The sequence below is a fragment of the Streptomyces sp. NPDC001493 genome (assembly GCF_053597235.1).
Genome location: NZ_JBSFHV010000001.1, coordinates 645,383 through 669,310, shown reverse-complemented (window position 1 = coordinate 669,310; position 23,928 = coordinate 645,383). Strand labels below are relative to the sequence as shown.

The following is a 23,928-nucleotide window of genomic DNA, read 5'->3' as shown; positions in this document are numbered from 1 at the left end:
GAGCAGACAACCAAATCAAAATCCGCGGCTTCCGCATCGAACCCGCCGAAATCGAAACCGCCCTCCTCACCCACCCCCACATCACCCAAGCCACCATCACCACGCATCACAAGCAGCTCGCCGCATACATCGTCACCAGCACGCCGACAGCCCCGGACGACATCCGCCGGCACCTCGTGGAGCGGCTCCCCGAACACCTCGTCCCCACCCACCTCACCACCCTCGACAAACTCCCCCTCACCCCCAACGGCAAGATCGACAAGCGAGCCCTCCCCGAACCCGCCGCGGTCGTGTCGGGCGGTCGAACCCCGCGCAACCCGCTCGAAGAGACCCTCGTCGCCCTCTTCACCCGCGCGCTGAGTGCCGACGCCGCGCTCAGCATCGACGACGACTTCTTCCACCTCGGCGGCCACTCCCTCCTCGCCGCCCGCCTCACCAACCACATCGCCGTGGCCCTCGACGTCCGGCTCACCGCCCGCGACGTCTTCCAGCACCCCACGCCCGCCCGGCTGGCCGCGCACATCAGCGCGCTGCAGACCGCGCCGGCCAAGAAGGCCCGGCCCACCCTCCGCCGTCGCACCGAGACAGAACGGATCACCTCATGAACGCCTCCCCCGCCCCCGAAGACGTCGTCTGGGACCTCCCCGGTGACACCCCGCACAGCCTGTCGTTGCTGGTGCTGCCGCACGCCGGGGGTAACGCCCACGCCTACGGCGGCTGGCGCGAGCACCTGCCGTCCGATGTGCGCCTGCTGATCGGCCAGTACCCGGGGCGCGGCGCCCGCTACTGCGAGGACCTGCCGGTGTCCGTGGACGACCTGGCGCAGCCCGTGGTGGACTCGCTGCCGGCCGACACCGGCGAACTGGTGGTGTTCGGGCACAGCATGGGTTCCCTGGTGGCGTTCGAGGTGACCCGTGCCCTGCGGGCCGCCGGGCGCAGCCCGCGCGGGCTGATCGCCTCCGCGTGCCGGGCGCCGGTGCTGCCCAACCAGTGCCCGGTGCACCCGGAGCGGCTGGACGACGACGAGTTGGTCGCCGCCATCAAGGCGCGCGGCGGCACCGACGACGGCATCCTGGACGACCCGGAGCTGCGCGAGATCGTTCTGCCGTCCATCCGGGCCGACTTCTCGATCGACGACGCCTACCGGTGCACCGCCCCGGACACCCGGCTGGACTGCCGGGTCACCGTGTTCGGCGGTGACGCCGACCCGATCGTTCCGCGGGACATGCTCGCCGGGTGGTCGCGGGTCTCCGGCCACGAGGTCGTCCCGCACGTCCTGCCCGGCGACCACTTCTACTTCCAGCAGGACCTCCGCGGCTTCTTCGACCGCCTGATTCCGGTCCTGGACGCCCATCGCGACTCCGCCACCGCGGCCGCGTAACCGCGCCGGCCGGCCCCCGCACTCCTCCGAAACCTCGCTCAGAAATTCCGAACCTCGCTCAGAAAATCAGAAATGAGGAACCACCATGACCGCTCTCGCCCAGCCGCCCGCCACCACCGGTATCGCCGTCGTCCGTGAGCCCGGCAAGCCGGCGATCGTCCGTACACCGGAGTTCGCCACCATGGCGGAGGCCACCGCATGGCTGGCCTCCCAGCGGCCCGCGATCCAGGCGGAGCTGCACCGCTCCGGTGCGGTCATGCTGCGTGGCCTGCCGGTCACCGACGCGACGACGTTCGCCCGGGCGCGGGACGCGCTGATCGCGGAGCGGGCCGGTTACAAGGAGAAGGCGACCCCCCGCACCGACTTCGGGGAGGGTGTGTTCTCCTCGACCGATCTGCCGGCCGTCCAGCCCATCCGGCTCCACAACGAGAACAGCTACACCCTGGACTTCCCGGGCGTACTGCTCTTCGGCTGCGTCACCGCCCCCGAGACGGGTGGCGCCACCACCGTCGGTGACATGCGCCGGGCCCTGGCCGAGCTGCCGCCGGAGCTGACCGCGCGGTTCGCGGAGGCCGGCTGGCTGCTGGTGCGCAACTACTCCGACCTGGCGGGGATGCCGTGGCGCAAGGCGTTCTCCGCCGACCGGCCCGAGGACGCCGAGGAGTACTGCGACGCGCACGCCATCGGCTGCGAATGGCTGGACGAGGAGACCCTGCGTACGCGTCAGAGGCGTTCGGCCGTCATCACGCACCCGGTGACCGGTGAGCGGGTCTGGTTCAACCACTTCGCGTTCTGGAACGCGCGGACTCTCGACGAGGACGTCCGCGACGTGCTGATCGACACCTTCGGTGCGGACGGGCTGCCGTTCAACACCTACCTCGGTGACGGCACCGCGCTCACCGACGCCGAGGTCGATGCCGTCAACGAGGTGTACCGGTCGGTGACCGTCCGGGAGACCTGGCAGGCGGGCGATCTGATGCTGGTCGACAACATCCTCTGCGCCCACGGCCGCGAGGCGTTCACCGGTGACCGGAAGATCCTCGTCGCCATGGGTGAGCCGGTGCCGCTGTCCGACTGCTCCCCGGCCTCCGCCCCCTCGACCACCCTGTACGGAAAGTGAGCCCCGCCATGACCGCCGTACTCCCCGAGCGCGCCACCACCACCGCACCCTCCATGACCGCCGTACTCCCCGAGCGCGCCACCGCCCCCGCCACGACCCACCCGGCGGCCTGCCCCTGCGACATGTGCGTCTCGGCGGGTACCGGCGCGGCCGACCTGATGGCCCGGCTCGCCGTCGTACCCGGTGACCGCACCGCCGTGGTCGCCGGCGACCGGGAACTGAGCTTCGACCAGTTGCGCGAGCGGGCCTCGGCCTTCGCGGCGGGGCTGGCCCGGCTCGGCGCCGGGCCGGAGAGCGTCGTCGCCCTGTGCCTGCCGCGTGGCGCCGATCTGGTCACCGCGATCATCGGCACGCTCACGGCGGGCGCCGCCTACCTGCCGGTCGATCCGGCGCTCCCCGAGGAGCGGCGGCGCATGCTCGTCGAGGACTCGGGCGCCGATCTGGTGGTCGCCGACGGAAGCGGACCGGAGTTCCCCGGGCTCCGCACTCTCACGCCGGCGGAACTGTCCGCCTCCGCGGCCGGGGCGGGCAGCGGCTGGGCGCCGGTGGCGGTCGGCCCGGGCACGCTCGCCTACGTCATCTACACCTCCGGCTCCACGGGCAGGCCCAAGGGAGTGGAGATAGGGCGCGGTGCGGCATCCCTGCTGCTGCGTGAGCTGGAGGAGGCGGGCGCCGCGGCCGGCCAGGGCCGGCGGGTGGGCTGGAACGCCTCACCGTCGTTCGACGCCTCGGTCCAGCAGTGGGTACGGCTGTCGCGCGGCGACACGCTGGTGATGATCGACGAGGAGACCCGTCGGGACCCCGCCCTGCTGGCCGCCTTCGTCGATGCCCAGCGCCTCACCGATCTCGACATCACCCCGTCGCACGCGGACCCGCTCCTGGACCTGCTCACGCCGGACGGCGGCCCCCGCCCGCTGACCCTGCTCGTCGGGGGCGAGGCGATCGGTCCGGTGCTGTGGGACCGTCTGGTCGCAGCGCACCGTTCCGGTCTGCTGAACGCCGTGAACGTGTACGGCCCCACCGAGTGCACCGTCGACGCGACCGCCGGCTGGATCGACGAGCCGGGCGAGCCGCACATCGGGGCCGTGCTCCCGGGACTGCGGATGCGGCTGCTGGACGAGCGCCTGCTGCCGGTCGGCGCGGGTGGGGCGGGCGAGCTGTATCTGGCGGGCCCCCGGGTCGCCCGCGGCTACCGCCGCAGCCCCGGCCTCACCGCCCAGCGTTTCGTCGCGGACCCGTTCGGCGCCCCGGGCGACCGCATGTACCGCACCGGGGACCGCTGCCGGCTGCTGCCGGACGGCCGCCTCGTGCACCTGGGACGGCTCGACGGCCAGGTGAAGCTGCGCGGCCACCGCATCGAGGTGCAGGAGATCGAGGCGGTCCTGAGCCGGGCCGGTGGCGCCGCCGAGGCAGCCGTGATCCTGGGCGAGGACGCGGGGGGCAACCCGTGCCTGATCGCCTATCACCGGGGCGGGGACGCCGCCGCGCTGCGTGCCGCCGCGGCGGCCGTGCTGCCGGCCTACATGACGCCGTCCGCCTTCGTCGCCGTCGACCGGTTCGCGACGACCCCCAGCGGCAAGCTCGACCGCTCCGTACTGCCGGCCCGGATCGAGGCGGCCGGGACCACCGGGGAGGCTCCGGAGGGCGAGGGCGTCGAGGGGCGGGCCGAGGAGCTGATCGCCCGGGTCTGGGCGCACGTCCTGGGCGCGGCCTCGATCAGCCCCGACGACAACTTCTTCAAGCTGGGCGGTCATTCACTGCTCGCCATCAAGCTGGTCTCCCGCGTCCGGGCCGAACTCTCCCTGGCCCTGCCGGTGAAGGCGGTCTACGCCCACCCGAAGCTGCGCGACCTCGCCGCCCACATCGAGGAGTTGCTGGCCGCGAAGGATGGCTGAGCCACGGCTCCGTCCCGCCACCGGCCCGTACGTCCGCCCGCCCCCGCCATCACCGAGGAGCAGCAACCGTGATCCCCCTCTCGTACGCCCAGCACCGGCTGTGGTTCCTGAACCGTCTCGAAGGCGCGTCGGCCGCCTACAACGCGCCCGTCGTGCTGCGGCTGGAGGCGGTCCCCGACCTCCCGGCGCTGGAGGCGGCGGTGCGTGACGTGGTGGAACGCCACGAGGTGCTCCGCACGGTCTACCTGACCGAGGACGAGGAACCGTACCAGCACATCGTCGGCGATCCCGACGTGCGGCTGGAGACCGAGGAGTGCACCCCGGACGACGACGTGGACGCGCGGGTCACCGCCTTCGTGCGCCTCCCCTTCGACGTCACCCGCGACCTGCCGCTGCGGGCCCGGCTGTTCGCCGTGCACGACGGGACCGCCGTCCTGGTCCTGCTGGTGCACCACATCGCCACCGACGGCTGGTCCGTCAACTGCCTGCTCACCGACCTCGACCGGGCCTACCGGGCCCGCTCCGAGGGCCGCGCCCCCGGATGGGAACCACTGCCCGTCCAGTACGCGGACTACGCGCTGTGGCAGCGGGACATGCTCGGAGACCCCGGCGATCCCGACAGCACGGCCCATGAACAGCTCGCCCACTGGCGGGCGGAACTGGACGGCGTACCGGCCGCGACCCGGCTGCCCGCCGACCGCCCCCGCCCCACCGAGCCCAGCCACCGGGGGGCCGTGGTCACCGACCGCCTCGGTGCCGGCGCCCACAAGGCGCTCGCCGGCATCGCCCGCACCCGGCGTGCGACGTTCTTCATGACCGCCCGGGCCGCTCTCTGCGTCGCCCTGCGGGCGGCCGGGGCGCAGCCGGACGTGGTGGTGGGGACGCCCGTCGCCGGCCGGCCCGAGGAGGACCTGCACGACCTCGTGGGGTTCTTCGTCAACTCGCTCGCTCTGCGTGCCGACCTGTCCGCCGATCCGGACCTCGGCACTCTTCTCGACCAGGTCCGCGAACGGGACCTGGCCGCCATGGCCCACGAGGACCTGCCGTTCGACCTGCTGGTCGAGCACCTCGACCCCGAACGGTCCCTCGGCCTGCACCCCTTCTTCCAGGTGATGCTCAGCACGCAGACCGCGCAGGACACCACCTGCCGTCTCGGTGCCGTATCCGGCACCCTCGACGCCGCGGACCTGGCCACCGCCAAGTTCGACCTGACGTTCAACTGTGCCGAGACGTACCGCCCGGACGGCGAACCCGACGGAGTACTGCTCGGCCTCCAGTACGCGACCGATCGCTACGACGAGGAGACCGCCCGCCTGCTCCTCTCCCTGTTCCGGCGCGCGCTGACCGCGTACGCCGAACAGCCGGCCGACACACCCGTCAGCCGGACGGGCCTGCTCTCAGACACGGAGCGCAAGGCTCTCGACCGCCGTCACGAGGCCCTCACCCGGGCCGAGCAGCGGAACGCCGCCACCCCCGGCGAGCCGCGTGACGGCGGGAAGGCGCGCACCCGTTCCGCGGCCGACCCCCGCGAGGAGATCCTTCGCGGCCTGTTCGCCGAGGTGCTGGGACGGGACGAGGTGGGGCCGGGCGACAGCTTCTTCAAGCTGGGCGGGCACTCCCTGCTCGCCGGGAAGCTCACCAACCGCATCCGCAAGGCGCTGGGCGTCCAGGCCGCCATCCGCGACATCTTCCTGGCGCCCACCCCGGCCGGGCTGCTGCGTCGTCTCGCCGAGCAGGGCGACGGGCCCGTCCGGCCGCAGCTGCGGCCGGTGCCCGCCGCCCTGCGGCCCGAACGGCTGCCGCTGTCCGCCGCGCAGCAGCGGCTCTGGTTCGTCGGCCAGATGGAGGGGCCGAGCGCCACCTACAACATCCCGGTGGTGACCCGGCTGTACCGCCCGGTCGGCCGGGCCGCCTTCGCCGCCGCCCTCGCCGACGTCGTACGACGGCACGAGGTGCTGCGCACGGTGCACAGGTCGGCCGGCGGCGAGCCGTACCAGGAGGTGCTGGAGCACGCCGAACCCGTCCTCGAAGTGGTACGGACGGACGGCCCGGACGAACTGCGCGCCGCCGTGGACGCCGCGGCCGGTCATGTCTTCGACCTGGCCGAGGAGATCCCCTTCCGGGCCTGGCTCCTGGAGGACGCTGCCGGGGACCAGGTGATGGTGCTGCTGGTGCACCACATCGCCGGTGACGGCTGGTCCACCGGATGCCTCCTGGCCGATCTCGCCGCCGCCTACGCGGCCCGCGCCGAGGGCCGGGCCCCCGGATGGCAGCCGCTGCCCGTCCAGTACGCCGACTACACCCTCTGGCAGCACGAGCTGCTCGACGGCGAACACGGCATCGCCGCCGAACAGCTCGCGTACTGGCGCACCGCCCTCGACGGGATACCGCCGCTGCTCGCGCTGCCCACCGACCGGCCCCGCCTGCCCGAACCCGACGGCAAGGGGGCGCTCGCCCAGTTCGAGGTGGGCGCCGGCACCCACCGGGCGCTGCTGCGACTGGCCCGGAGCCAAGGGGCCACCCTGTTCATGGTGGTGCAGGCCGCTCTCGCCGCCCTCCTCACCAGGCACGGCGCGGGCGAGGACCTGGCGATCGGCACCACCGTCGCCGGCCGGGCCGACGAGGCGCTGCACCCGCTCGTCGGGTTCTTCGTCAATACGCTGGTGCTGCGCACCGACTCCTCGGGCGATCCGGCCCTCACCGAGCTGGTGTGCCGGGTCCGTGACGCGGGCCTGGCCGCCTACAGCCACCAGGACCTGCCGTTCGACCGGCTGGTCGAGCACCTGAGTCCGCACCGGTCGACCGCGCACGCGCCGCTCGTGCAGGTGATGCTCCAGGTGAACGCGGCGGGGTCGGACGACGCCCCGGCCGTCCCGTCGGCCCTGGACGGCGAACCGCTGGTCGTCCCGGGCACCGGAGCCAAGTCCGACCTGACCTTCGCCCTCACCGAGACCGTCGGCCCGGACGGGACGCGGACCGGTCTGCGGGGTGTCCTGGAGTACGCCACCGCGTTGTACGACGCGGACACCGCCCGCCTGCTGACCCGGCGTCTCGCCGAGACTCTCGAGGCGTTCGCCGAGGACGCCGGGGTTCCGCTCTCCGCCCTGCGTTACGGGGAGCCCGCGCCCGGGGACGGCCCGGCGGTGGTCCTCGACGCGCAGGGGCGTCGCACCGCCGTCCGCGTCCCGGGCGAAGTGCACGAGCCGGCCCCCGGTGGCGGGCTGCTCGCCACCGGGCGGCGCGCCTACCGGAGCGCGGACGGTGCGCTCCGGCCGGTCGCCGTCCACACCGTCCACGGCTACCCGGTCGAGCCGGGCCACGTGGAGAGCGTCCTCGTCCGGCACCCTGCCGTGACCGGTGCGCGGGCCCTCGTCCGTGACGGCCGGCTCCTCGTCTTCGTCACCTGCGCCCCGGGGACGCCACCGGCGGAGAGCACGCTGCTCGGCTGGGCGGCGGAGCGGCTGCCCGAGTACCTGGCGCCGGCCCGGGTGATCCGGACGGCCTGGCTGCCGGCGCCCGGTGAGGACCCGGCCGTCGCGGAGGAGGCCGCGCCCACGCCCGGCGGCGGCACGGACGCCCGGCTGCTCGGTATCTTCCGCGAGGTTCTGGGCGGCCGTGACATCGGAGCCGGAGACAACTTCTTCAAGTCCGGCGGCCACTCGCTGCTGGCGGTGCGTCTGCTGAACCGCATCCGCACCGAATTCGGGCAGGACCTCACCCTGCGGGACGTGTTCCGCAACCCGACGGCAGCTGGCCTCTCGCAACGCCTCGCCGGTGCCGTCGCCGACGCGATTGAGCCGGAGGACGCGGGGCCCGCCCCGGCGGACCGGCGCAGGGCCGCCCCGGCGCTTCGCCGGCGCACCCGGGCGGGCGCCCGCCGGGGGTGAACGACCCGCCGTGGAGAGCGGGGGCACGGAGCCGGGGGTGCGGAGCCGGGGGTGCGGAGCGGCAGCTCCGCGCCCCCGCTTTCTGCCGCTCCGAGCTGCCGGGCCGACTGCCTCGGGAGAAGGCCCCGGGCCCCTAGCGTGAGGACACGGAGGCGAGAGGAACCGTTCGCCCCGGTCCCTCGCCCCGACAGAAGGAAAGCCCAGGATGCCTCCCATCGGAACGGAAGACCTGCTGGACGGCGGTCCCTCTCCCTCGGACGCCCCACCGGTGCTCGAACTCATCGCGCGTCAGGCGCGCACCCGGCCCGACGCGGTGGCCCTGATCCACGAGGACACCGCACTGACCTACGGCCGGCTCGCCGACGCCGTACGGGAACGTGCCCGGGCACTGGCCGGCGAGGGCGCCGCCCCCGGCCGCCTGGTCGCCCTGCACCGGCCGCGCGGAATCGACGCCGTCGTCGGCCTCATCGCCGTCCTCGGCACCGGTGCCGCCTATCTCCCTCTCGACGTCCGGGCCCCCGACGCCCGTAACGCGGCCATCCTCGAAGCGTGCTGCGGGAGCGGGGCGCCCGCGCCCGCCGACGTGGCCCGCAGCGGCGAGCTCGTCCTCCCGGGTCCCGGCGCGCCGGCCGGGGCCGCCTACGTGATCTACACGTCCGGGTCCACGGGCACCCCCAACGGTGTCGTCGTCGCCCACGACTCGCTCGCGCACTTCATAGCGGGCGCCACCCCCGCGTACGGCATCGGTCCCGCCTCCCGCGTCCTGCAGTTCTCCCCCCTCCACTTCGACGCCAGTGTCCAGGAGCTGTTCACCACCCTCGGGGCGGGCGGCACCCTGGTGCTGCGTACGGACGACATGCTCGACGTACGCGATCTGCTCGCCGGCTGCGCACACCACGGCATCACCCTGCTCGACCTGCCGGCCGCCTACTGGCACGAGCTCGTCCACGTGCTCACCACCGGCTCGGTCACTCTCCCCGCGTGCCTGGAGACCGTGATCATCTACGGGGAGGCGGCGCTGCCCGAGCGGGTCGCCCAGTGGCGCCGGCTCACCGGCGGACGGGTCCGGCTGCTCAACGCGTACGGACCCACCGAGACCACGGTGGTCGCCACGGTCGCCGACCTCACCCGCCACGGTGACGGTCCCGTTCCCATCGGCCGCCCGCTGCCCGGTGTGCGCGCGGCCGTCGTCTCCGGTGAACTCTGGCTGCTCGGCGGGGGCCTGTCCCGGGGTTACCTGGGCAACCCCGGGCTGAACGCCCGCCGCTTCACGGAACTCGGCGGCGAGCGCGCCTACCGCACCGGTGACCTGGTCACCATCGGCGAGGACCGCCAGATCCTGTACCACGGCCGCCTCGACGACGAGGTGAAGATCGGCGGGCAGCGCATCGACCCCGCCGCGGTCGACTCCGTCCTGTCGGGCCACCCCAAGGTCCGCGAGGCCGCCACCGTCGCCCAGCAGGACTCCGACGGCACCAAGCGGCTCGTCGCGTTCGTGGTCACCGAGGGCGGCGTCGGGGCCGAGGAACTACGCGGTCTGGTACGGGAGCGCATGCCCGCCGCGGCCGTGCCGGCCGCCGTCTCCGTCGTCGCCGCCCTGCCCCGTACCAGCTCCGGGAAGATCGACCGCAAGGTGCTGAGGACCACGGATCCGCGCCTGTCCGTCGTGCACGAGGACCCGCTGCCCGCCGAGGACCGGGTGCTGCTCTCCCACGCCCAGCGGCGGCTGTGGCTGCTCGACCAGCTCGAAGGCCCGTCCTGCGCGTACAACATGCCGATCGTGCTGGAACTCGACGGTGTGCCGGACCGTGCGGCGCTCGCCGCCGCGGTCTTCGACCTCGCCGAACGCCACGAGGTGCTGCGTACCGTCTTCCCCGCCCCCGGGAACGAGCCCTACCAGCACGTGCTGGCACCCTCCACGGTCCGCGCCCGGACCGTCGAATGCCCGGCCGGCGAACTCCACGCGAGAGTCGCCGAGTTCACCTCCGAGACCTTCGACCTCTCCCGCGAACTGCCGGTGCGCGTCGCCCTGTTCGTGCCCGAGGGCGAGACCGGTTCCGGACCGGCGGCCGTGCTGGCCGTGCTGCTCCACCATGTCGCGGGGGACGGCTGGTCGCTGGCCCCGCTGATGAACGACCTGGCCACCGCCTACGCGGCCCGCGCTCTGGGCCGTGCCCCCGAACAGGAGCCGCTTCCCGTCCAGTACGCCGACTACACCCTCTGGCAGAACGACGTCCTCGGCACCGCCGACGACCCTGACTCGGCCGTATCGCGCGGGCTCGCCCACTGGCGGATCGCGCTCGCCGGTCTGCCGGCCGTCACGGACCTGCCACTGGACCGCCCCCGCCCCCCTGTGCCGGGCCACCGCGGCGGCCTGGTCACCGCACACCTCGGACCGGACGCGCACACGGCCCTCGTCCGGCTCGCCGACTCGCAGGGCGGGAGCATGCTGATGGTCCTCCAGGCGGCCCTCGCCCTGGCCCTGCGCGCGGCCGGCTGCGGCGACCGGATCGCCGTCGGAACCCCGGTCGCGGGCCGCGACGACGAAGCGCTCGGCGCCCTGGTCGGCTTCTTCGTCAACACCCTCGTCCTGCCGACCGACACCTCCGGCGACCCGTCCTTCACCGAACTGCTGGAACGGGTCCGCGACACCGACCTCGCCGCCTACGCCCACCAGGACATCCCCTTCGACCTGCTGGTCGAGCACCTGAACCCGCCGCGCACACCCGGTGTGCACCCGCTCTTCCAGGCGATGCTCACGCTGCGTACCGCCGCCCCGGCCGACGCCCCCTTCGCCTTCGGCGGCCTGTCCGGAACCTTCAGGGCGGACGGCCCCACGACCACCAAGTTCGACCTCACCGCCGCGTGCGTGGAGCACCGCGGGGCGGACGGCACTCCGGCCGGTCTCGAACTGGGGATGGAGTACGCGCGGGACGTCTTCGACGAGGCGACCGCCCGCCTTCTCCTGAGCTCCCTGGAGCAGGCCCTGCGCACGGGCGCCGAGCGGCCCGGGGCGCCCGTCGCCGACACCGCGCTGCTCGGCACCGGGGACCGCCGGTCCCTCGACGACCGCCGTGCGCGCACCGCCGTCCGCGCGGCCCGGGAAGCCGCCGCCCTGGCTGCCGTCCGGACCGGCGACGGGGCGGACGCGGAACACGTCGACGCGCTGAGGGAGATGTTCGCCGAGATCCTGGGCCTGGAGCAGGTGGGACCGCACGAGGGGTTCTTCACGATCGGCGGGCACTCCATGAGCGGGGTACGCCTGGCCAACCGGATACGCGCCCGCCTGGGCGCCGACATCCACGTGCGCGACCTGCTGCTGGCACCGACCCCGGCCGCCCTCGCCCGCCGTATCGCGGACGCCCGCGGCACCGGGGAAGCCGAGCCCGGGACACCGCCCGCACTGACCGCCCGCACCGCCCGGCCGGAGCGGCTGCCGCTCTCGTACGCGCAGCGCCGGCTCTGGTTCATCGACACGCTCGAAGGCCCCAGCTCCTCCTACAACATCCCGCTGGTGGTGCGTCCCGCCGAACCTCTCGACGCCGAGGTCCTGGCCCTGGCTCTCGCCGACCTGACGGAGCGCCACGAGGTGCTGCGTACCCGCTACCCGTCGGCCGGGGGCGAGCCGCACCAGGAGATCCTCGGCTCCGCACGGCCGGTGCTGGACGTCCGGACCGTCCCGGCCGAGCGGTTGCAGGCCGCGGTCGCCGCGGCCGCGGGGCACGTCTTCGACCTCGCCGAGGAGATCCCGCTGCGGGCCTCTCTGCTCGGCCCCGACGACGGCGGCGACCCGCTCCTGGTCCTGGTCGTCCACCACATCGCCGCCGACGGCTGGTCCACCGGCCCTCTCCTGGCCGACCTGGCCACCGCCTGTGCCGCCAGGGCCGGGGGCCACGCACCGGACTGGGAGCCGCTTCCCGTCCAGTACGCCGACTACACACTCTGGCAGCAGGAAGTGCTGGACGGCCCGGCGGCCGGGGAGCACCTCGCGTTCTGGGAACGTGCTCTCGCCGGCGCCCCGCCGGTGCTCCGGCTGCCGGCCGCCCGCCCCCGCCCGGCGGAGGCCACCCACCGGGGCGGCCACGCCCCCCTCACCCTCGACGCGGCCACCCACCGGGCGCTGGAGGAGACGGCCCGGCGCAGCGGTGCCACCCTGCTCATGGTCCTGCAGGCCGCCCTCGCCGCGGTCCTCACCCGCCACGGCGCGGGCACCGACCTGCCGCTGGCCACCATGACGGCGGGCCGCGACGACGAGGCCCTGAGCGATCTGGTCGGCTTCTTCGTCAACACCCTCGTCCTGCGCACCGACACCTCCGGCGACCCGTCCTTCACCGAACTGCTGGAACGGGTCCGCGACACCGACCTCGCCGCCTACGCCCACCAGGACATCCCCTTCGACCGGATCGTCGAGCACCTCAATCCGGTCCGCAGCACCGCCCACCACCCGCTGGCCCAGATCGTCGTGCAGCTCCACCACGACTACACCGCACGCGTCGGCGACGGCCCGGTGCTGCGGACCGGACCGGCCCCGCTGGAGACGCTGTCCACCAAGTTCGACCTGACTCTGGCCCTGTCGGAGCGACGGGACGGCGAGGGCCGGCCGGCCGGGCTCGCGGGCGGTCTGGAGTACGCCACCGACCTGTTCGACTCCGCGACGGCCGCCCTGCTCGCGGCTCACGTCGAGCGGTTGCTGCGCGTCGCCGCCGAGGATCCCGGGGTGCGCGTCGGCGACGTGGACCTGCTCACCGACGCCGAACGGTTCCGGCTGGTCGCGGAGTACAACGACACGGCCGCCGTGACGCGGGACCGGGCCGGCGTCCCCGATGCGATCGCCCGCCGGGCCGCGCTCACCCCTGCGGCGCCCGCCCTGATCAGCGACGGGGAGTGCGTGTCCTACGGCGAACTCGACTCCCGTGCGGCGGAGTTGTCCGACCGGCTGTCGGCGGCCGGGGTGCGCGTGGGCGACGTCGTCGGGGTGCTCCTTGAGCGTGGCGTGCCGCTGGTGGTGACGGCGCTCGCCGTCCTCAAGTGCGGCGCCGCCTACCTTCCGCTGGACCCGGGGCTGCCCGGGGCCCGCGTCCGCATGATGACCGAGGACGCGGGGGTCCGTCTCGTCGCCACGGTCGCCGAACACGCGGGAATGGTGACGTCGCCCGGAAGTTCAGCCCCTTCGGTGCTCCTGATCGACGAGCCCGCCCCGGAGGCCGGTCCTGCGGAGCGGCGGGACGTAGCCGTCGGCGGGGACGATCTGATGTACGTGATGTTCACGTCCGGATCGACCGGCCGCCCCAAGGGCGTGGGCGTCACCCACCGCAATGTGACCGAGCTCGCCGCGGACCGGGACACCGCGCCCGGCGGGGCGGGCCGGATGCTGGTCCACTCGGCGACCGGGTTCGACGCCTCCGTCTTCGAGATCTGGGTGCCGCTCCTGAACGGTGGCAGTCTGGTGATCATGCGGGGCGACGGCACCGACCTCGCCGAGACCGACCGCGCCGTCCGTGAACACGGCGTCACCTCCGCCTACTTCACGGTGGGCCTGTTCCACGTGATGGCCGACGAGGCGCTGGACACGCTCCGGCTGCTGCGCGAGGTGTGGACGGGCGGCGACGTCGCGTCGCCGACGGCCGTCCAGCGGGTCCTGACGCACTGCCCGGACACCGTGCTGGTCCACTCGTACGGCCCGACCGAGACGACCTTCGCCTCGCACAACCAGTGGCTCACGGGCGGCCGGAGCTCTCTCGGCGACAGCGGGCTGCATCTGGGCCGCCCGATGGACAACACCCGCAGCCACGTGCTCGACGAGGCGCTGCGGCCCGTTCCGCCGGGGGTGCCGGGCGAGTTGTACATCGCCGGCTCGCACGTGGCGCGCGGCTACCTCGGCCGGCCCGACCTGACCGCCGAGCGGTTCCTCCCCGACCCGTTCGAGGCCGACGGCAGCCGGATGTACCGGACGGGCGACCGCGTGGTGTGGACACCCGGCGGCGAGCTGCGGTTCCTGGGCCGTGCGGACGGCCAGGTCAAGCTGCGCGGTGTGCGGATCGAGCCCGGGGAGGTGGAGCACGCGCTCGCCGCCCACCCCTCGGTCGGCCAGGCCCTCGTGGTCGTCCGGGAGGACCGGCCGGGCGACCGGAGCCTCGTCGGGTACGCCGTACCGCGTGCCGGGAGCACGGTCACGAAGGCGGAACTCCTCACCCTGGCTCGCGCCTCGCTGCCCGGGCACCTGGTGCCTTCCGCGGTGGTCGTCCTGGACGCCCTCCCGCTGACCGTCAACGGCAAGCCGGACCGCCGGGCGCTGCCCGCGCCGGACCGCCCGGCCGCGTCCCACCGCGCGCCGCGCAACGCCCGGGAGGAGGTGCTGTGCGGGCTGTTCGCCGAGATCCTGGGGGTCCCGAGGGTCGGCCTGGACGACAGCTTCTTCGCCCTGGGCGGCCATTCGCTGCTCGGCGTACGCCTGGTGAGCCGGGTGCGCTCCGTACTGGGCGTCGACCGGACGGTCCGCGACCTGTTCCGGTCCCCGACCCCGGCCGGGCTGCTCGACCCGCACGACCACGACGGCACGGCGGGCGCCATGGGCGTCCTGCTCCCGCTCAGCGACCGCGGCTCCCGGCGCCCGCTGTTCTGCGTACACCCCGGCACCGGGGTCGGCTGGTCCTACGCGGGTCTCACCCGTCACCTCGGCGAGGACCAGCCGCTTTACGCACTCCAGGCCCGCGCGCTCAGCGAGCCCGGCTACCGCCCGCGCACCGTCGAGGAGATGGCCGACGACTATCTGGAGCGCATCCGGCAGGTCCAGCCCTGGGGGCCCTACCGGCTGCTCGGCTGGTCCTTCGGCGGCATCGTCGCCCACACCATGGCCGTGCGGCTGCGCGAGGCCGGCCAGCGGGTCGAACTCCTGGCGCTGATGGACGTGCACCAGACCGGCCCCGGCAGCGTGTCGGTCCTGCCGCCCGAGGAACGGGCGGCGGCCTCCGGGACACTCCACGAGGACGACATACCGGCGGCGGTGGAGCGCGTGCGCCGGGAGGACCCCGTCCTCGGCGGCTTCAGCACCGAAGAGGTGCGGGCCGTGCTGCGCGCCTCCCAGACCCACGCGGCCCTCATGTCCCGGCACACGCCGGGCGTCGCCGACACCGGTGCGGTCTTCTTCACGGCCCGCAGACCCGGTGAACCGGAAGGCGCGCTGGCCGCCACCTGGAACGCTTTCCTGGAAGGCGCGGTCGAGAACCACACCGTGGAATTCGGTCATCTGCGGATGGCCGAGGAAGAACCTCTCACGCACATCGGAAGAATCATCGCGGAGAAACTCTCCGCACTGCAGGGGAACAACCTGCGGGAAAACGAAACGAGGAGTTATTCATGAGCGACAACGTGAACCCTTTCGACGACTCCGAGGGTGCCTTCCACGTCGTGGTGAACGACGAGGACCAGCACGCCCTGTGGCCCGCGTTCGCCGACGTCCCGGCCGGCTGGACCAGCGTGTGGGGTCCCGGAGAACGCTCCGGGGCGCTGCGGTACATCACCGCCAACTGGACCGACATCCGCCCCCGGAGCCTGGTCGCCCAGTACGCCTGAGGAACTCTCGTCACCCCGTGCCGCGCCCCGCAGATCCTGCGGGGCGCGGCCCTTTTCGTACGCCTCGCGGGAGAACGCGGTGCCGGCACACCGGAGGTCGGGTGGACGGGGAATCGGCGGAGCGGAGAGACGGGGAACACTCGCGGAACGCCCTCCGGGAGGCGACCGGGGGAACCCGGGGAGGATGCCGGGAAGGGAACTTCCGGACGGACCGCCGGGCGTGAAACTGCCGCCCGTTTCTGCCGCTCGACTTCCTCCCGGGAAGCACCGGGAGAAATATCGTCGAAGGCATGAAGATACTCCTGAGCGGAACCGCTTCGGACTCCCACACCTGGAACCTCGTATATCTCTGGCTGTTCCTGGAGGAGCGGGGGCACGACGTCGTCACGCTGGGCCCCTGCGTGAGTCCCGGCCTGCTCGCGGCCGCCTGCCGTCGGCACACCCCCGACGCGGTCGTGCTCAGCAGCGTCAACGGCCACGGTTACCGGGACGCCCTCGCCGCCGTGCGCGTGCTGCGCGCCGAACCTGACCTGGCCGCACTGCCGTTGGCCGTCGGCGGCAAGCTCGGCGTCGTCGGCCACGGCGGTGGGTCCGAGGCGGCCCGGCTGCGCGAAGCGGGCTGCGACGCCGTCCTCGGCGAGGACGCCGATGACCTGGAGGCGCTGTGCGCCTTCCTCGCGGCCCGTGCCCGGGCGGCGGCGGCATGAACGACGGCCCGCGTCCCTTCGGCGCGTTCGTCGCGGACTCCGCCGCCGCGGGCCGGCTGGTCGTCCAGCCCCGCATGGGATTCGGCGACCCCGAGGCCATGCGCGCCGGTCTGGCGCGGACCCGGGCCGCCACCGCCACGACCGTCGGCACGCTCACCATCGACAGTTACACCCGCGTCGGCGACCTCGCCGGAGCCCGTGCCGCCCTCGCCGAAGGCACCCGGCTCAACGGCTATCCCATCGCCACCCACCCGATCGCAGTCACCCGGGCCCTGCTCGGCGGTCTCCACGACGACGGGTTCCCCGTCCAGGTCCGGCACGGCTCGGCCCGCCCGCAGAACATCGTCCGGGCCCTGGTCGCGGCGGGTCTCGACGCGACCGAGGGCGGCCCCGTCTCGTACTGCCTGCCCTACGGCCGCACCCCGCTGCGGGAGTCCGTCACGGCGTGGGCCGAGGGCTGCGAGCTCCTCGCCGCGAGCGCCCGCTCCGGCTCCGTCCCGCATCTGGAGAGCTTCGGCGGCTGCCTGCTGGGCCAGCTCTGCCCGCCCGGGCTGCTCGTCGCCATGAGCGTGCTGGAGTGCCTGTTCTTCGCCCAGCACGGCCTGCGCAGCGTCTCGTTGAGCTACGCGCAACAGACCGACCCTGGCCAGGACGAGGAGGCCGTACGTGCGCTGCGAAGGCTGGCCGGCGAACTCCTTCCGGCCGGTGTGGACCACCACGTCGTCCTCTACACGTACATGGGTGTCTACCCACGCACGGAGCGCGGGGCGACCCGTCTCCTCGAAGCGTCCGCCCGCCTCGCTCTGCGGTCCGGGGCGCAGCGGCTCCTCGTCAAGACGACCGCCGAGTCCCGGCGCATCCCCACCGTCGACGAGAACGTCCGTGCCCTGGAGACCGCCGCCGCGGCAGCGGCGCTCGCCGGCCCGCCGGCCCCGGCCGCCCACGGCACCCGCAGCGAGGTCTACGAAGAGGCCCGCACCCTCGTGGAAACCGTCCTCGGCCTCCACGCCGACCTCGCCCGCGCACTGCCGATCGCCTTCGAACGCGGCCTGCTCGACGTGCCGTTCTGCCTCCACCCCGACAACGCGGGCCGCTCCCGCAGCGTCATCGGCGCCGACGGCCGCCTCCGCTGGTCGGACACCGGCGCCATGCCGATCCGCCCCGACGCCCCGGACGACCTCACTCCGCTCACTGCCGACGGTCTGCTCACCGCCCTCCACCACATGGCCGTGCGTTACGACCGGGCGCCCCGCGACCCGGTGGCCGTCCGGGCGCCCGACAGCCTGGCGCCCCGGCCGACCTGACCGCCCGGCCACTCCCCGACCCGGCCCGCGGCCCTTCCCCGCGGCCCCCACACCACGCCCCCTCGCCACGCCCCCTCGCCACCCGGCCCTCCCACACCAGCTCTCCCGGCCCCCTCGCCACCCGGCCTTCCCACACCAGCTCTCGCGCCACGTCCCACGAACAGGAGCCCTGCCATGGACCACGCCCCGCAGCCGACCGGCCCCGCCCTGCCGCCTCCGCTCGGCGAACACCTGCGCTCCCCGCAACTGCGCGCCGCCATGCTCGTGCAGCAGGAGGTTCTGCAGGCGACCCGCGATCATCTGCGGCAGTCGGGCTTCATCGAGCTGCTGCCCCCGCTCGTGGGCCCCGTCACCGACCCGGGCGGCCGGGGGGCGAAGGCCCTGGACGTCGACTACTACGGTCGTCCGTACAAGCTGATGACCAGCGCCATCCTCTACAAGCAGGCGTCCCTGCGGGGCTTCCCGAAGCTCTTCTACATCGCCCCCAACGTGCGTGTGGAGCCGGAGGAGACGGCCACCACCGGACGGCATCTGGTGGAGTTCCACCAGATCGACATCGAGATCGCCGGCGCCCGTCGCGAGGACGCCCAGGAGGTCGCCGCCGGGCTGCTCACCCACGTCGTCGAGCACGTGTGGACGGCCGTCCCCGACGTCCTCACCGGACTCGGGCGCCAGGAAGCCGACTTCGCCGACATCCGCAGCGGCAAGTACGACGTGTGCACCCATCAGGAAGCCGTCGCCCGCCTGCTCGGAGCCGGTCACCCGCAGAGCCCGGACAGCGAGATCGACTGGACCGGCGAACGGCTCCTCTCCCTGGAGAGCGACCGTCCCTTCTTCATCAACGACTACCCCAAGGGCTCCCGGGGCTTCTACGACCGTGAGGACCCCGACCGTCCCGGAGTCCTGCGCAACTTCGACTTCATAGCCCCGCACGGCTACGGCGAGCTGGTCTCCGGGAGCGAGCGCGAGTCGGACTACGCGACCATCGTCACCCGTATGCGTGAGAGCGGGGAGAACCCCGCCAAGTACGCCTGGTACCTCAAGGAAGCGCGCGAGGGCATCCCGGCCAGCGCCGGATTCGGCATGGGCCTGCAGCGCCTGGTCCGCTTCCTCACCGGCCTCGACTCCCTGTGGCAGGTCAGCGCCTACCCGAAGCTCCCCGGGGTGGTGGCCCCGTGAGCGCCCTCACCGCACCCGGCTTCCCGGAAAGTCGGATCCGCGCCCGCGCCCGGCGCGGCACCGCGGAGGTCTTCCCGGACCCCGACTCCTACGGCGCCGAGCTCTTCGGCCCCACTGCCGGGGCCGCGGCCGGCGACGCACTCGACCGGGCTCGCGTCGCCCCACCCGTCTTCATGCCCGAACGGCTCGAAAAGCTCATCGACCTGGCCCGCGAGCCGGAGTACGGCGACGTCGACCTGACCACCCGGACCGGCGGTTTCGACGCCTCGCTGCCGCTGTACCTGTCCGCGTTCGGATCCACCCGCGCGGGCAGCGGCGACCTCGCTCTCCACGCCTCGCGCCAGGCGGGCCGGCTCGGCATTCCGATGGTCATCGGGGAGAACATGGTGCCCGTCCACGGCTACCGGCGTGGCGGGGAGGTCACCCGCTCCGCACTGCTCGACCGTATCGAGGCCTACCTGGACGCCGCGCCCGACGGTGTCGGCGGGATCGTCGTGCAGCAGTCCACCGAGGACGCAGACTCCGAGGTCTGGAACCTCCTCTACAGTGACCCCGCCACCCGCCCGCTGCTCGAATCCGGGCGCCTCGCCTTCGAGTTGAAGACCGGCCAGGGCGCCAAGCCCGGTCTCGGCGGCATGACCGTCGTCTCGGGCGCGGAGGCGGAGCAACTGGCGGGCCGGTTCACCGTCACCGGGCCGTTCGGCGAGGACGACGACCGCCGTCTGCGGTGCGCCACGCCCGGTACCTTCACCGACGAGATCCTGCGCCAGCAACTGCGCTTCATGCGGAACAACTTCCCCAGGGCCCGCACCTGGGTGAAGTTCCACCCGGGACGGGACGTCGCGGACGCCGCCCGTGTCGCCTGGGCCGCCGGAGCCGACGCCGTCACGGTCGACGGCGCCGAGGGCGGCACCGGCTGGGCCCCTCGGGTCTTCCTCGAGCAGGTCGGGCTGCCGCTCTCCGAGTGCCTGCGCCGAATCGGCCGCCCAGCCGGCTGCCTGCTCGCGAGCGGCGGCATGTGGGAGGGCGGACGCGCCCTGCGTGCCCTCGCCCTCGGCGCCCGGGCCGTCGGCCTGGGCCGCGCCGCCCTGATCGCCGTCGACGAGGACCCCGGACACGGCCTGGAGCGCCTCGTCGAGAGCATCGCCCTCGAACTGCGTCTACTGATCAGCGCCCTCGGCAAATACACCGTCACCACGCTCGCCCACGAGGACCTGTGGTGGCCCGACGGCTCCTTCGACGGACGGGTGCCCCTCGTCACGGGGCAGGCGCCCGCCGGAGCGGCGACGTGATCGCCCGGGCGCACCGCCCGCGCGGCCGCACCGTCCGAGCCCGGTTCCAGGTACGGGAGTCGCCCGGCGTCACCGTGACCTCCACCGGCGACGGTGCGGGGGGCGGGGAGGGTGACGGCCGGGACGGAGACCGCCGGGACGGAGGTGGGGACGGAGACGGCTGGTCCGGAGACAGCCGGTCCGGAGACGGCCGGTCCGGAGACAGCCGGTCCGGAGACAGCCGGTCCGGAGACGGCCGGTCCGGAGACGGCCGGTCCGGAGACGGCCGGGACACGCTGTTCGACGCGGCGCGCCGCGCCGCCGAGCGCGCCCTCGTCGAGGAGGGCCGGGGCTACCTCGGCGGCCATCTGGAGCTGCGCACCCCGGGTGGCCTCCGCGGTCCACGCGGTGCGCGCGGCCCCCGCTCCCTGCACCACGCCGTGGGCCGCGCGGCGGCCCTGGCCGTCACGGCCGCCCTCCGCGGCGACGACACCGGCGTCACCGTGCGCGCCCCCCGATGCCCTGCCTGAATCGTCCACCCCGTCCGCGCCACCTTGTGCCCGCTCAACCCTCCACCCCGCCCGAACCGTTCGCCCCCTCCACCCCGGCCGCCGTGCTACGCGCCCTCCCTCAGAAAGCCGACCTCATGACAACCAATTCCTCCGCCCCGTCGTCCGACGCGGCCCCCGCACCCGACTGGCGGCGCATCGGCAGCTTCGTCACCGGCCAGGCCGCCGTCCAGTGCGGGAGCTTCGCCCTGATCATCGCCATGAGCTGGACCGCGGTCCAGATAGGCGGGCGGGGCGCCGTCACCGTCGTGATCCTCGCTTCCACGCTGCCGCGCGCCCTGATGCTGCTGTTCGGCGGCGCTCTCGCCGACAGCCTCGGCCCGCGCACCGTACTGCTGCGGGCCACCGCCACCCGGCTCGTCGTCCTCGCCGTCGGCGCCCTGGTCGCCGCGAGCGCCGACAGCCTCTGGCCGCTGATCGCCGTCGCCGTGGTGGAGGGGTCCCTGCTCGGCCTGACCGGCCCCGCCTCCGGCGTCCTGCTGACCGGTCTGGCTCCTCAGGAGCACCTGGGCCGCGCCAACTCCCTGTTCTCCATGGTGATGCGGCTGGCTCCGATCGCAGGATCACCGCTCGGGGCCTGGCTGGTGGTGGCGGGCAGCCTGTCCCACGTCATGCTCGTCTCGGCCGGCGGATGCGCCGTGTGGCTGTTCTGCGCCTTCCACGTCACCCGCGGCATGACCCGCCCCGAGCGTCGCTCCGACGCGAGCCACTCGCTGCTGCGCCGTTCCGGCGACGGTCTTCTGCTGCTGGGCTCTCACCCCAGGCTGCGCTGGATGTTCATCGCCTGCTTCTGCATGGACTTCTCCTTCCTGTGGCCGGCCGAAGTCGCCCTGCCGCTGCGTGTCTCCGGCGAGGGATGGGGCGTCGGCACCGTCGCGGCGGCCCTGACCGCCTTCAGCGCCGGCGCCCTGGCATCGGCGGCGGTGGGCGCCGCACTTGCCCACCGCATCCCGGTCCCGGTCAAGCTCATGGTCACCGGCACCGGGCTCGCCATGGGCCTGGGCTCCATGGCGCTGGTCTCCTCACCGGCCCTGCTGGCCGTCACGGCGTGCGCCGCCGGCCTCTTCTCCGGATTGAACGGCCCGGCTCTGGTCACCGCCTACCAACAGGCGGTCCCCGAAGGCCGGCTGGGTGCCGCGATGTCCACCTTCTCCCTCTCCAGCATCGGGGCCGCGCCCCTCTCGCTCGCCTTCTTCAGCGCGCTGTCCACGCCGCTGGGCGTGACCGGGACCTGGTTGCTCTGCGCGGCCGTCGCCCTGTTCTCGCCGGTGGCCGCCACCCTCGCCCTGCGCTCCCCCGTGACACGGAAAGCCCCCGGCACGGCGGAGGTCTCCGTCGCCGCCGAGCCCACCGCCACAGCCGTGTGAGACGGACACGCACCTGCTGGAATCCCGTCCCGCCGCCCGCACTCGACCGCCTTCCCCTGCCGCCGTAAGGTCGACGACAGCATCTCGCCGGAGGCGATCGAGGCGGCGGCGGCGAGGGACGGGACGGGTGGCCTCCACCGGAGCGGTTCCGCCGTGCATCCGGCATCGCGCCGGAGCACCGGGCAGTGAGTTCCGGGAGTAGCGTGCCGGTCATGGACTTTCGTACCACTGTTGAGCGGGCTCAACGTCTCAAGCAGCTGCACGCCGAGTACAAGCCGCTCGTGCTGCCGACCGTGTGGGACGTCTGGTCCGCGCGGACGGCGGCCGACGCCGGGTTCGCCGCGCTGACCATCGGCAGTCATCCGCTCGCCGCCTCCCGGGGAGCCGACGATCACGAAGGACAGACCTTCGAGGAGGTACTCGCCGCCGTCAGACCAATCGTCGCAGCGGTCGACATCCCCGTGTCCATGGATCTGGAGGCCGGGTACGGGCAAGAGCCCGCGGACCTCATCGCCGGACTGACCGAGGCCGGCGGCGTCGGTCTCAACCTTGAGGACACCGTTCATTCCGACGGCGGGCGCGTGCGCGGCACGCAGGAGCATGCTCGCTACATCGCCGGGCTGCGCGCCGCGGCCGACGACGCGGGGATCCCGGTCTGGGTCAACGGCCGTACCGACCTCTTTCTCCACGCAGAGAAACCCGCCGATGTCCTCGATGAGGCGGTCGAGCGCCTGCGGGCCATGGAGCAGGCCGGCGCTGACAGCGTCTACCCGGTGCGTATTCAGGACGACGACGATCTGCTCATCGCCGTGACCGGTGCCGTAGCCATCCCGGTGAACTCCACCGCTCATCCCGTCAAGCACAACCTCGAGCGCTTCCGGCGCCTCGGTGTGGGCCGGATCACCTACGGCCCTCTGCTCCAACTCGCCCTGACAGACGCCATGAAGAGCACGCTCCGGCCCTGGGCTCCCTGACAGGTAGGCCGTGCGGCAGGGCCACCGGAAAAGTGGATGCCCCGCCGCACGGCCGCGCCTGTCCATCCCCAGCGGGTCGCATCGAAGGTCGGGGCGAGGCCGGGTGGCGCGCGGACCGCGTTGCGAAACTGGCGGGGCCCTTACCTGTTTACCCGGTCTTGGACATGCCCACAGTCGGGAACACGCCGGCGGCATTGGGGTCGTACGGTCGCAGTGGCACGGGGGAAAATCAAGTACGCAATGAGGAGAAGGTCCTTGACATCAGCACGGCTGATCTCAAGGCGGCAGCGCCAGTTCCCACGAACCGAGGGTAGCGCTCGGCACGGCTCTCAAGACGCTTGCCGCTTCGCCGGCGACCGCGGGGGCTGCCTGGGTGGGCGACGATCCGGGCAGGAGCTTTCACGAGCAGTACGGGCCGATCGCCGCCCAGATGGAGAAGTCGGCCAGCATCATCAAGGATGGTCTGGCGAGCATCCACCTGGCGATGACGGACATGGCACGGTTACATCGAGAACGATGAGTTGATCGAGGCCATCTTCGGTAAACCCGCACCGCCGGGCGCAGCGGCTGATGCTCAGGGGCCGCGGCAGTGAGCGTCGGGTAGAAGGCCCGGAAGATCGTCACCGACGTCACCGGGTTCGAGTGGCCCGCCGCCGACGTGGGTGAGCTGAGGCCCATCGCGAAAGCTTGGCGCACGCTCGC

Annotated in this window: 15 protein-coding genes; all 15 read left to right on the top strand. The window is 73.4% G+C overall.

The genetic code is table 11. The features are described 5' to 3' along the window. Window positions 1-605, top strand: a 605-nt coding sequence (locus ACWCWD_RS02590) for a phosphopantetheine-binding protein (protein ID WP_450769644.1), incomplete at its 5' end; no start/stop codon positions are given. Continuing rightward, complete coding sequence (locus tag ACWCWD_RS02585; protein WP_450769643.1) at window positions 602-1,381, top strand: thioesterase II family protein; 780 nt, start codon at window positions 602-604, stop codon at window positions 1,379-1,381. The genes ACWCWD_RS02590 and ACWCWD_RS02585, both read left to right, overlap by 4 nt. A gap of 85 nt (window positions 1,382-1,466) precedes the next feature. Beyond that, on the top strand, window positions 1,467-2,501 hold the full coding sequence (locus ACWCWD_RS02580; RefSeq protein ID WP_450769642.1) for a TauD/TfdA family dioxygenase: 1,035 nt from the start codon (window positions 1,467-1,469) through the stop codon (window positions 2,499-2,501). 8 nt (window positions 2,502-2,509) lie between these two features. Next, window positions 2,510-4,396, top strand: a complete 1,887-nt coding sequence (locus tag ACWCWD_RS02575) for a non-ribosomal peptide synthetase (protein WP_450769640.1) — start codon at window positions 2,510-2,512, stop codon at window positions 4,394-4,396. A gap of 68 nt (window positions 4,397-4,464) precedes the next feature. Beyond that, entirely contained in the window at window positions 4,465-8,283 is a 3,819-nt protein-coding gene (locus tag ACWCWD_RS02570; RefSeq protein WP_450769638.1) for a condensation domain-containing protein, read from the top strand. Between the two features lie 205 nt (window positions 8,284-8,488). Then, entirely contained in the window at window positions 8,489-15,643 is a 7,155-nt protein-coding gene (locus ACWCWD_RS02565; protein ID WP_450769636.1) for an amino acid adenylation domain-containing protein, read from the top strand. Further along, complete coding sequence (locus ACWCWD_RS02560) at window positions 15,640-15,855, top strand: MbtH family protein (RefSeq protein ID WP_450769634.1); 216 nt, start codon at window positions 15,640-15,642, stop codon at window positions 15,853-15,855. The genes ACWCWD_RS02565 and ACWCWD_RS02560 overlap by 4 nt, the downstream gene beginning before the upstream one ends. 290 nt (window positions 15,856-16,145) lie before the next feature. Further along, window positions 16,146-16,562 carry a cobalamin B12-binding domain-containing protein gene (locus ACWCWD_RS02555; protein WP_450769632.1) on the top strand — a complete coding sequence of 139 codons (417 nt, stop codon included), beginning with the start codon at window positions 16,146-16,148 and terminating at the stop codon, window positions 16,560-16,562. Next, entirely contained in the window at window positions 16,559-17,866 is a 1,308-nt protein-coding gene (locus ACWCWD_RS02550) for a methylaspartate mutase (RefSeq protein ID WP_450769630.1), read from the top strand. Before ACWCWD_RS02555 ends, ACWCWD_RS02550 begins: the two co-directional genes overlap by 4 nt. Before the next feature lie 174 nt (window positions 17,867-18,040). Next, window positions 18,041-19,045 (top strand): asparagine synthetase A, encoded by a 1,005-nt coding sequence (locus ACWCWD_RS02545; RefSeq protein WP_450769629.1) that lies wholly within the window; start codon window positions 18,041-18,043, stop codon window positions 19,043-19,045. Next, window positions 19,042-20,337: a glutamate synthase-related protein gene (locus ACWCWD_RS02540; RefSeq protein WP_450769628.1), complete on the top strand. Its 1,296-nt coding sequence runs from the start codon at window positions 19,042-19,044 to the stop codon at window positions 20,335-20,337. Before ACWCWD_RS02545 ends, ACWCWD_RS02540 begins: the two co-directional genes overlap by 4 nt. Further along, complete coding sequence (locus tag ACWCWD_RS02535; protein ID WP_450769627.1) at window positions 20,334-20,846, top strand: hypothetical protein; 513 nt, start codon at window positions 20,334-20,336, stop codon at window positions 20,844-20,846. Before ACWCWD_RS02540 ends, ACWCWD_RS02535 begins: the two co-directional genes overlap by 4 nt. A gap of 116 nt (window positions 20,847-20,962) precedes the next feature. After that, entirely contained in the window at window positions 20,963-22,252 is a 1,290-nt protein-coding gene (locus ACWCWD_RS02530) for an MFS transporter (protein ID WP_450769625.1), read from the top strand. Between the two features lie 212 nt (window positions 22,253-22,464). After that, window positions 22,465-23,226: an isocitrate lyase/PEP mutase family protein gene (locus tag ACWCWD_RS02525; protein ID WP_450769681.1), complete on the top strand. Its 762-nt coding sequence runs from the start codon at window positions 22,465-22,467 to the stop codon at window positions 23,224-23,226. A gap of 373 nt (window positions 23,227-23,599) precedes the next feature. Next, entirely contained in the window at window positions 23,600-23,746 is a 147-nt protein-coding gene (locus ACWCWD_RS02520) for a hypothetical protein (RefSeq protein ID WP_450769624.1), read from the top strand. The last annotated feature ends 182 nt before the right edge of the window (window positions 23,747-23,928 follow it).

What these genes read in the sequence shown, in the direction of transcription:
- ACWCWD_RS02585 (WP_450769643.1), top strand. Translation starts at nt 602, where the DNA reads ATGAACGCCTCCCCCGCCCCCGAAGACGTCGTCTGGGACCTCCCCGGT.
- ACWCWD_RS02580 (WP_450769642.1), top strand. Translation starts at nt 1,467, where the DNA reads ATGACCGCTCTCGCCCAGCCGCCCGCCACCACCGGTATCGCCGTCGTC.
- ACWCWD_RS02575 (WP_450769640.1), top strand. Translation starts at nt 2,510, where the DNA reads ATGACCGCCGTACTCCCCGAGCGCGCCACCACCACCGCACCCTCCATG.
- ACWCWD_RS02565 (WP_450769636.1), top strand. Translation starts at nt 8,489, where the DNA reads ATGCCTCCCATCGGAACGGAAGACCTGCTGGACGGCGGTCCCTCTCCC.
- ACWCWD_RS02560 (WP_450769634.1), top strand. Translation starts at nt 15,640, where the DNA reads ATGAGCGACAACGTGAACCCTTTCGACGACTCCGAGGGTGCCTTCCAC.
- ACWCWD_RS02555 (WP_450769632.1), top strand. Translation starts at nt 16,146, where the DNA reads ATGAAGATACTCCTGAGCGGAACCGCTTCGGACTCCCACACCTGGAAC.
- ACWCWD_RS02550 (WP_450769630.1), top strand. Translation starts at nt 16,559, where the DNA reads ATGAACGACGGCCCGCGTCCCTTCGGCGCGTTCGTCGCGGACTCCGCC.
- ACWCWD_RS02545 (WP_450769629.1), top strand. Translation starts at nt 18,041, where the DNA reads ATGGACCACGCCCCGCAGCCGACCGGCCCCGCCCTGCCGCCTCCGCTC.
- ACWCWD_RS02530 (WP_450769625.1), top strand. Translation starts at nt 20,963, where the DNA reads ATGACAACCAATTCCTCCGCCCCGTCGTCCGACGCGGCCCCCGCACCC.
- ACWCWD_RS02525 (WP_450769681.1), top strand. Translation starts at nt 22,465, where the DNA reads ATGGACTTTCGTACCACTGTTGAGCGGGCTCAACGTCTCAAGCAGCTG.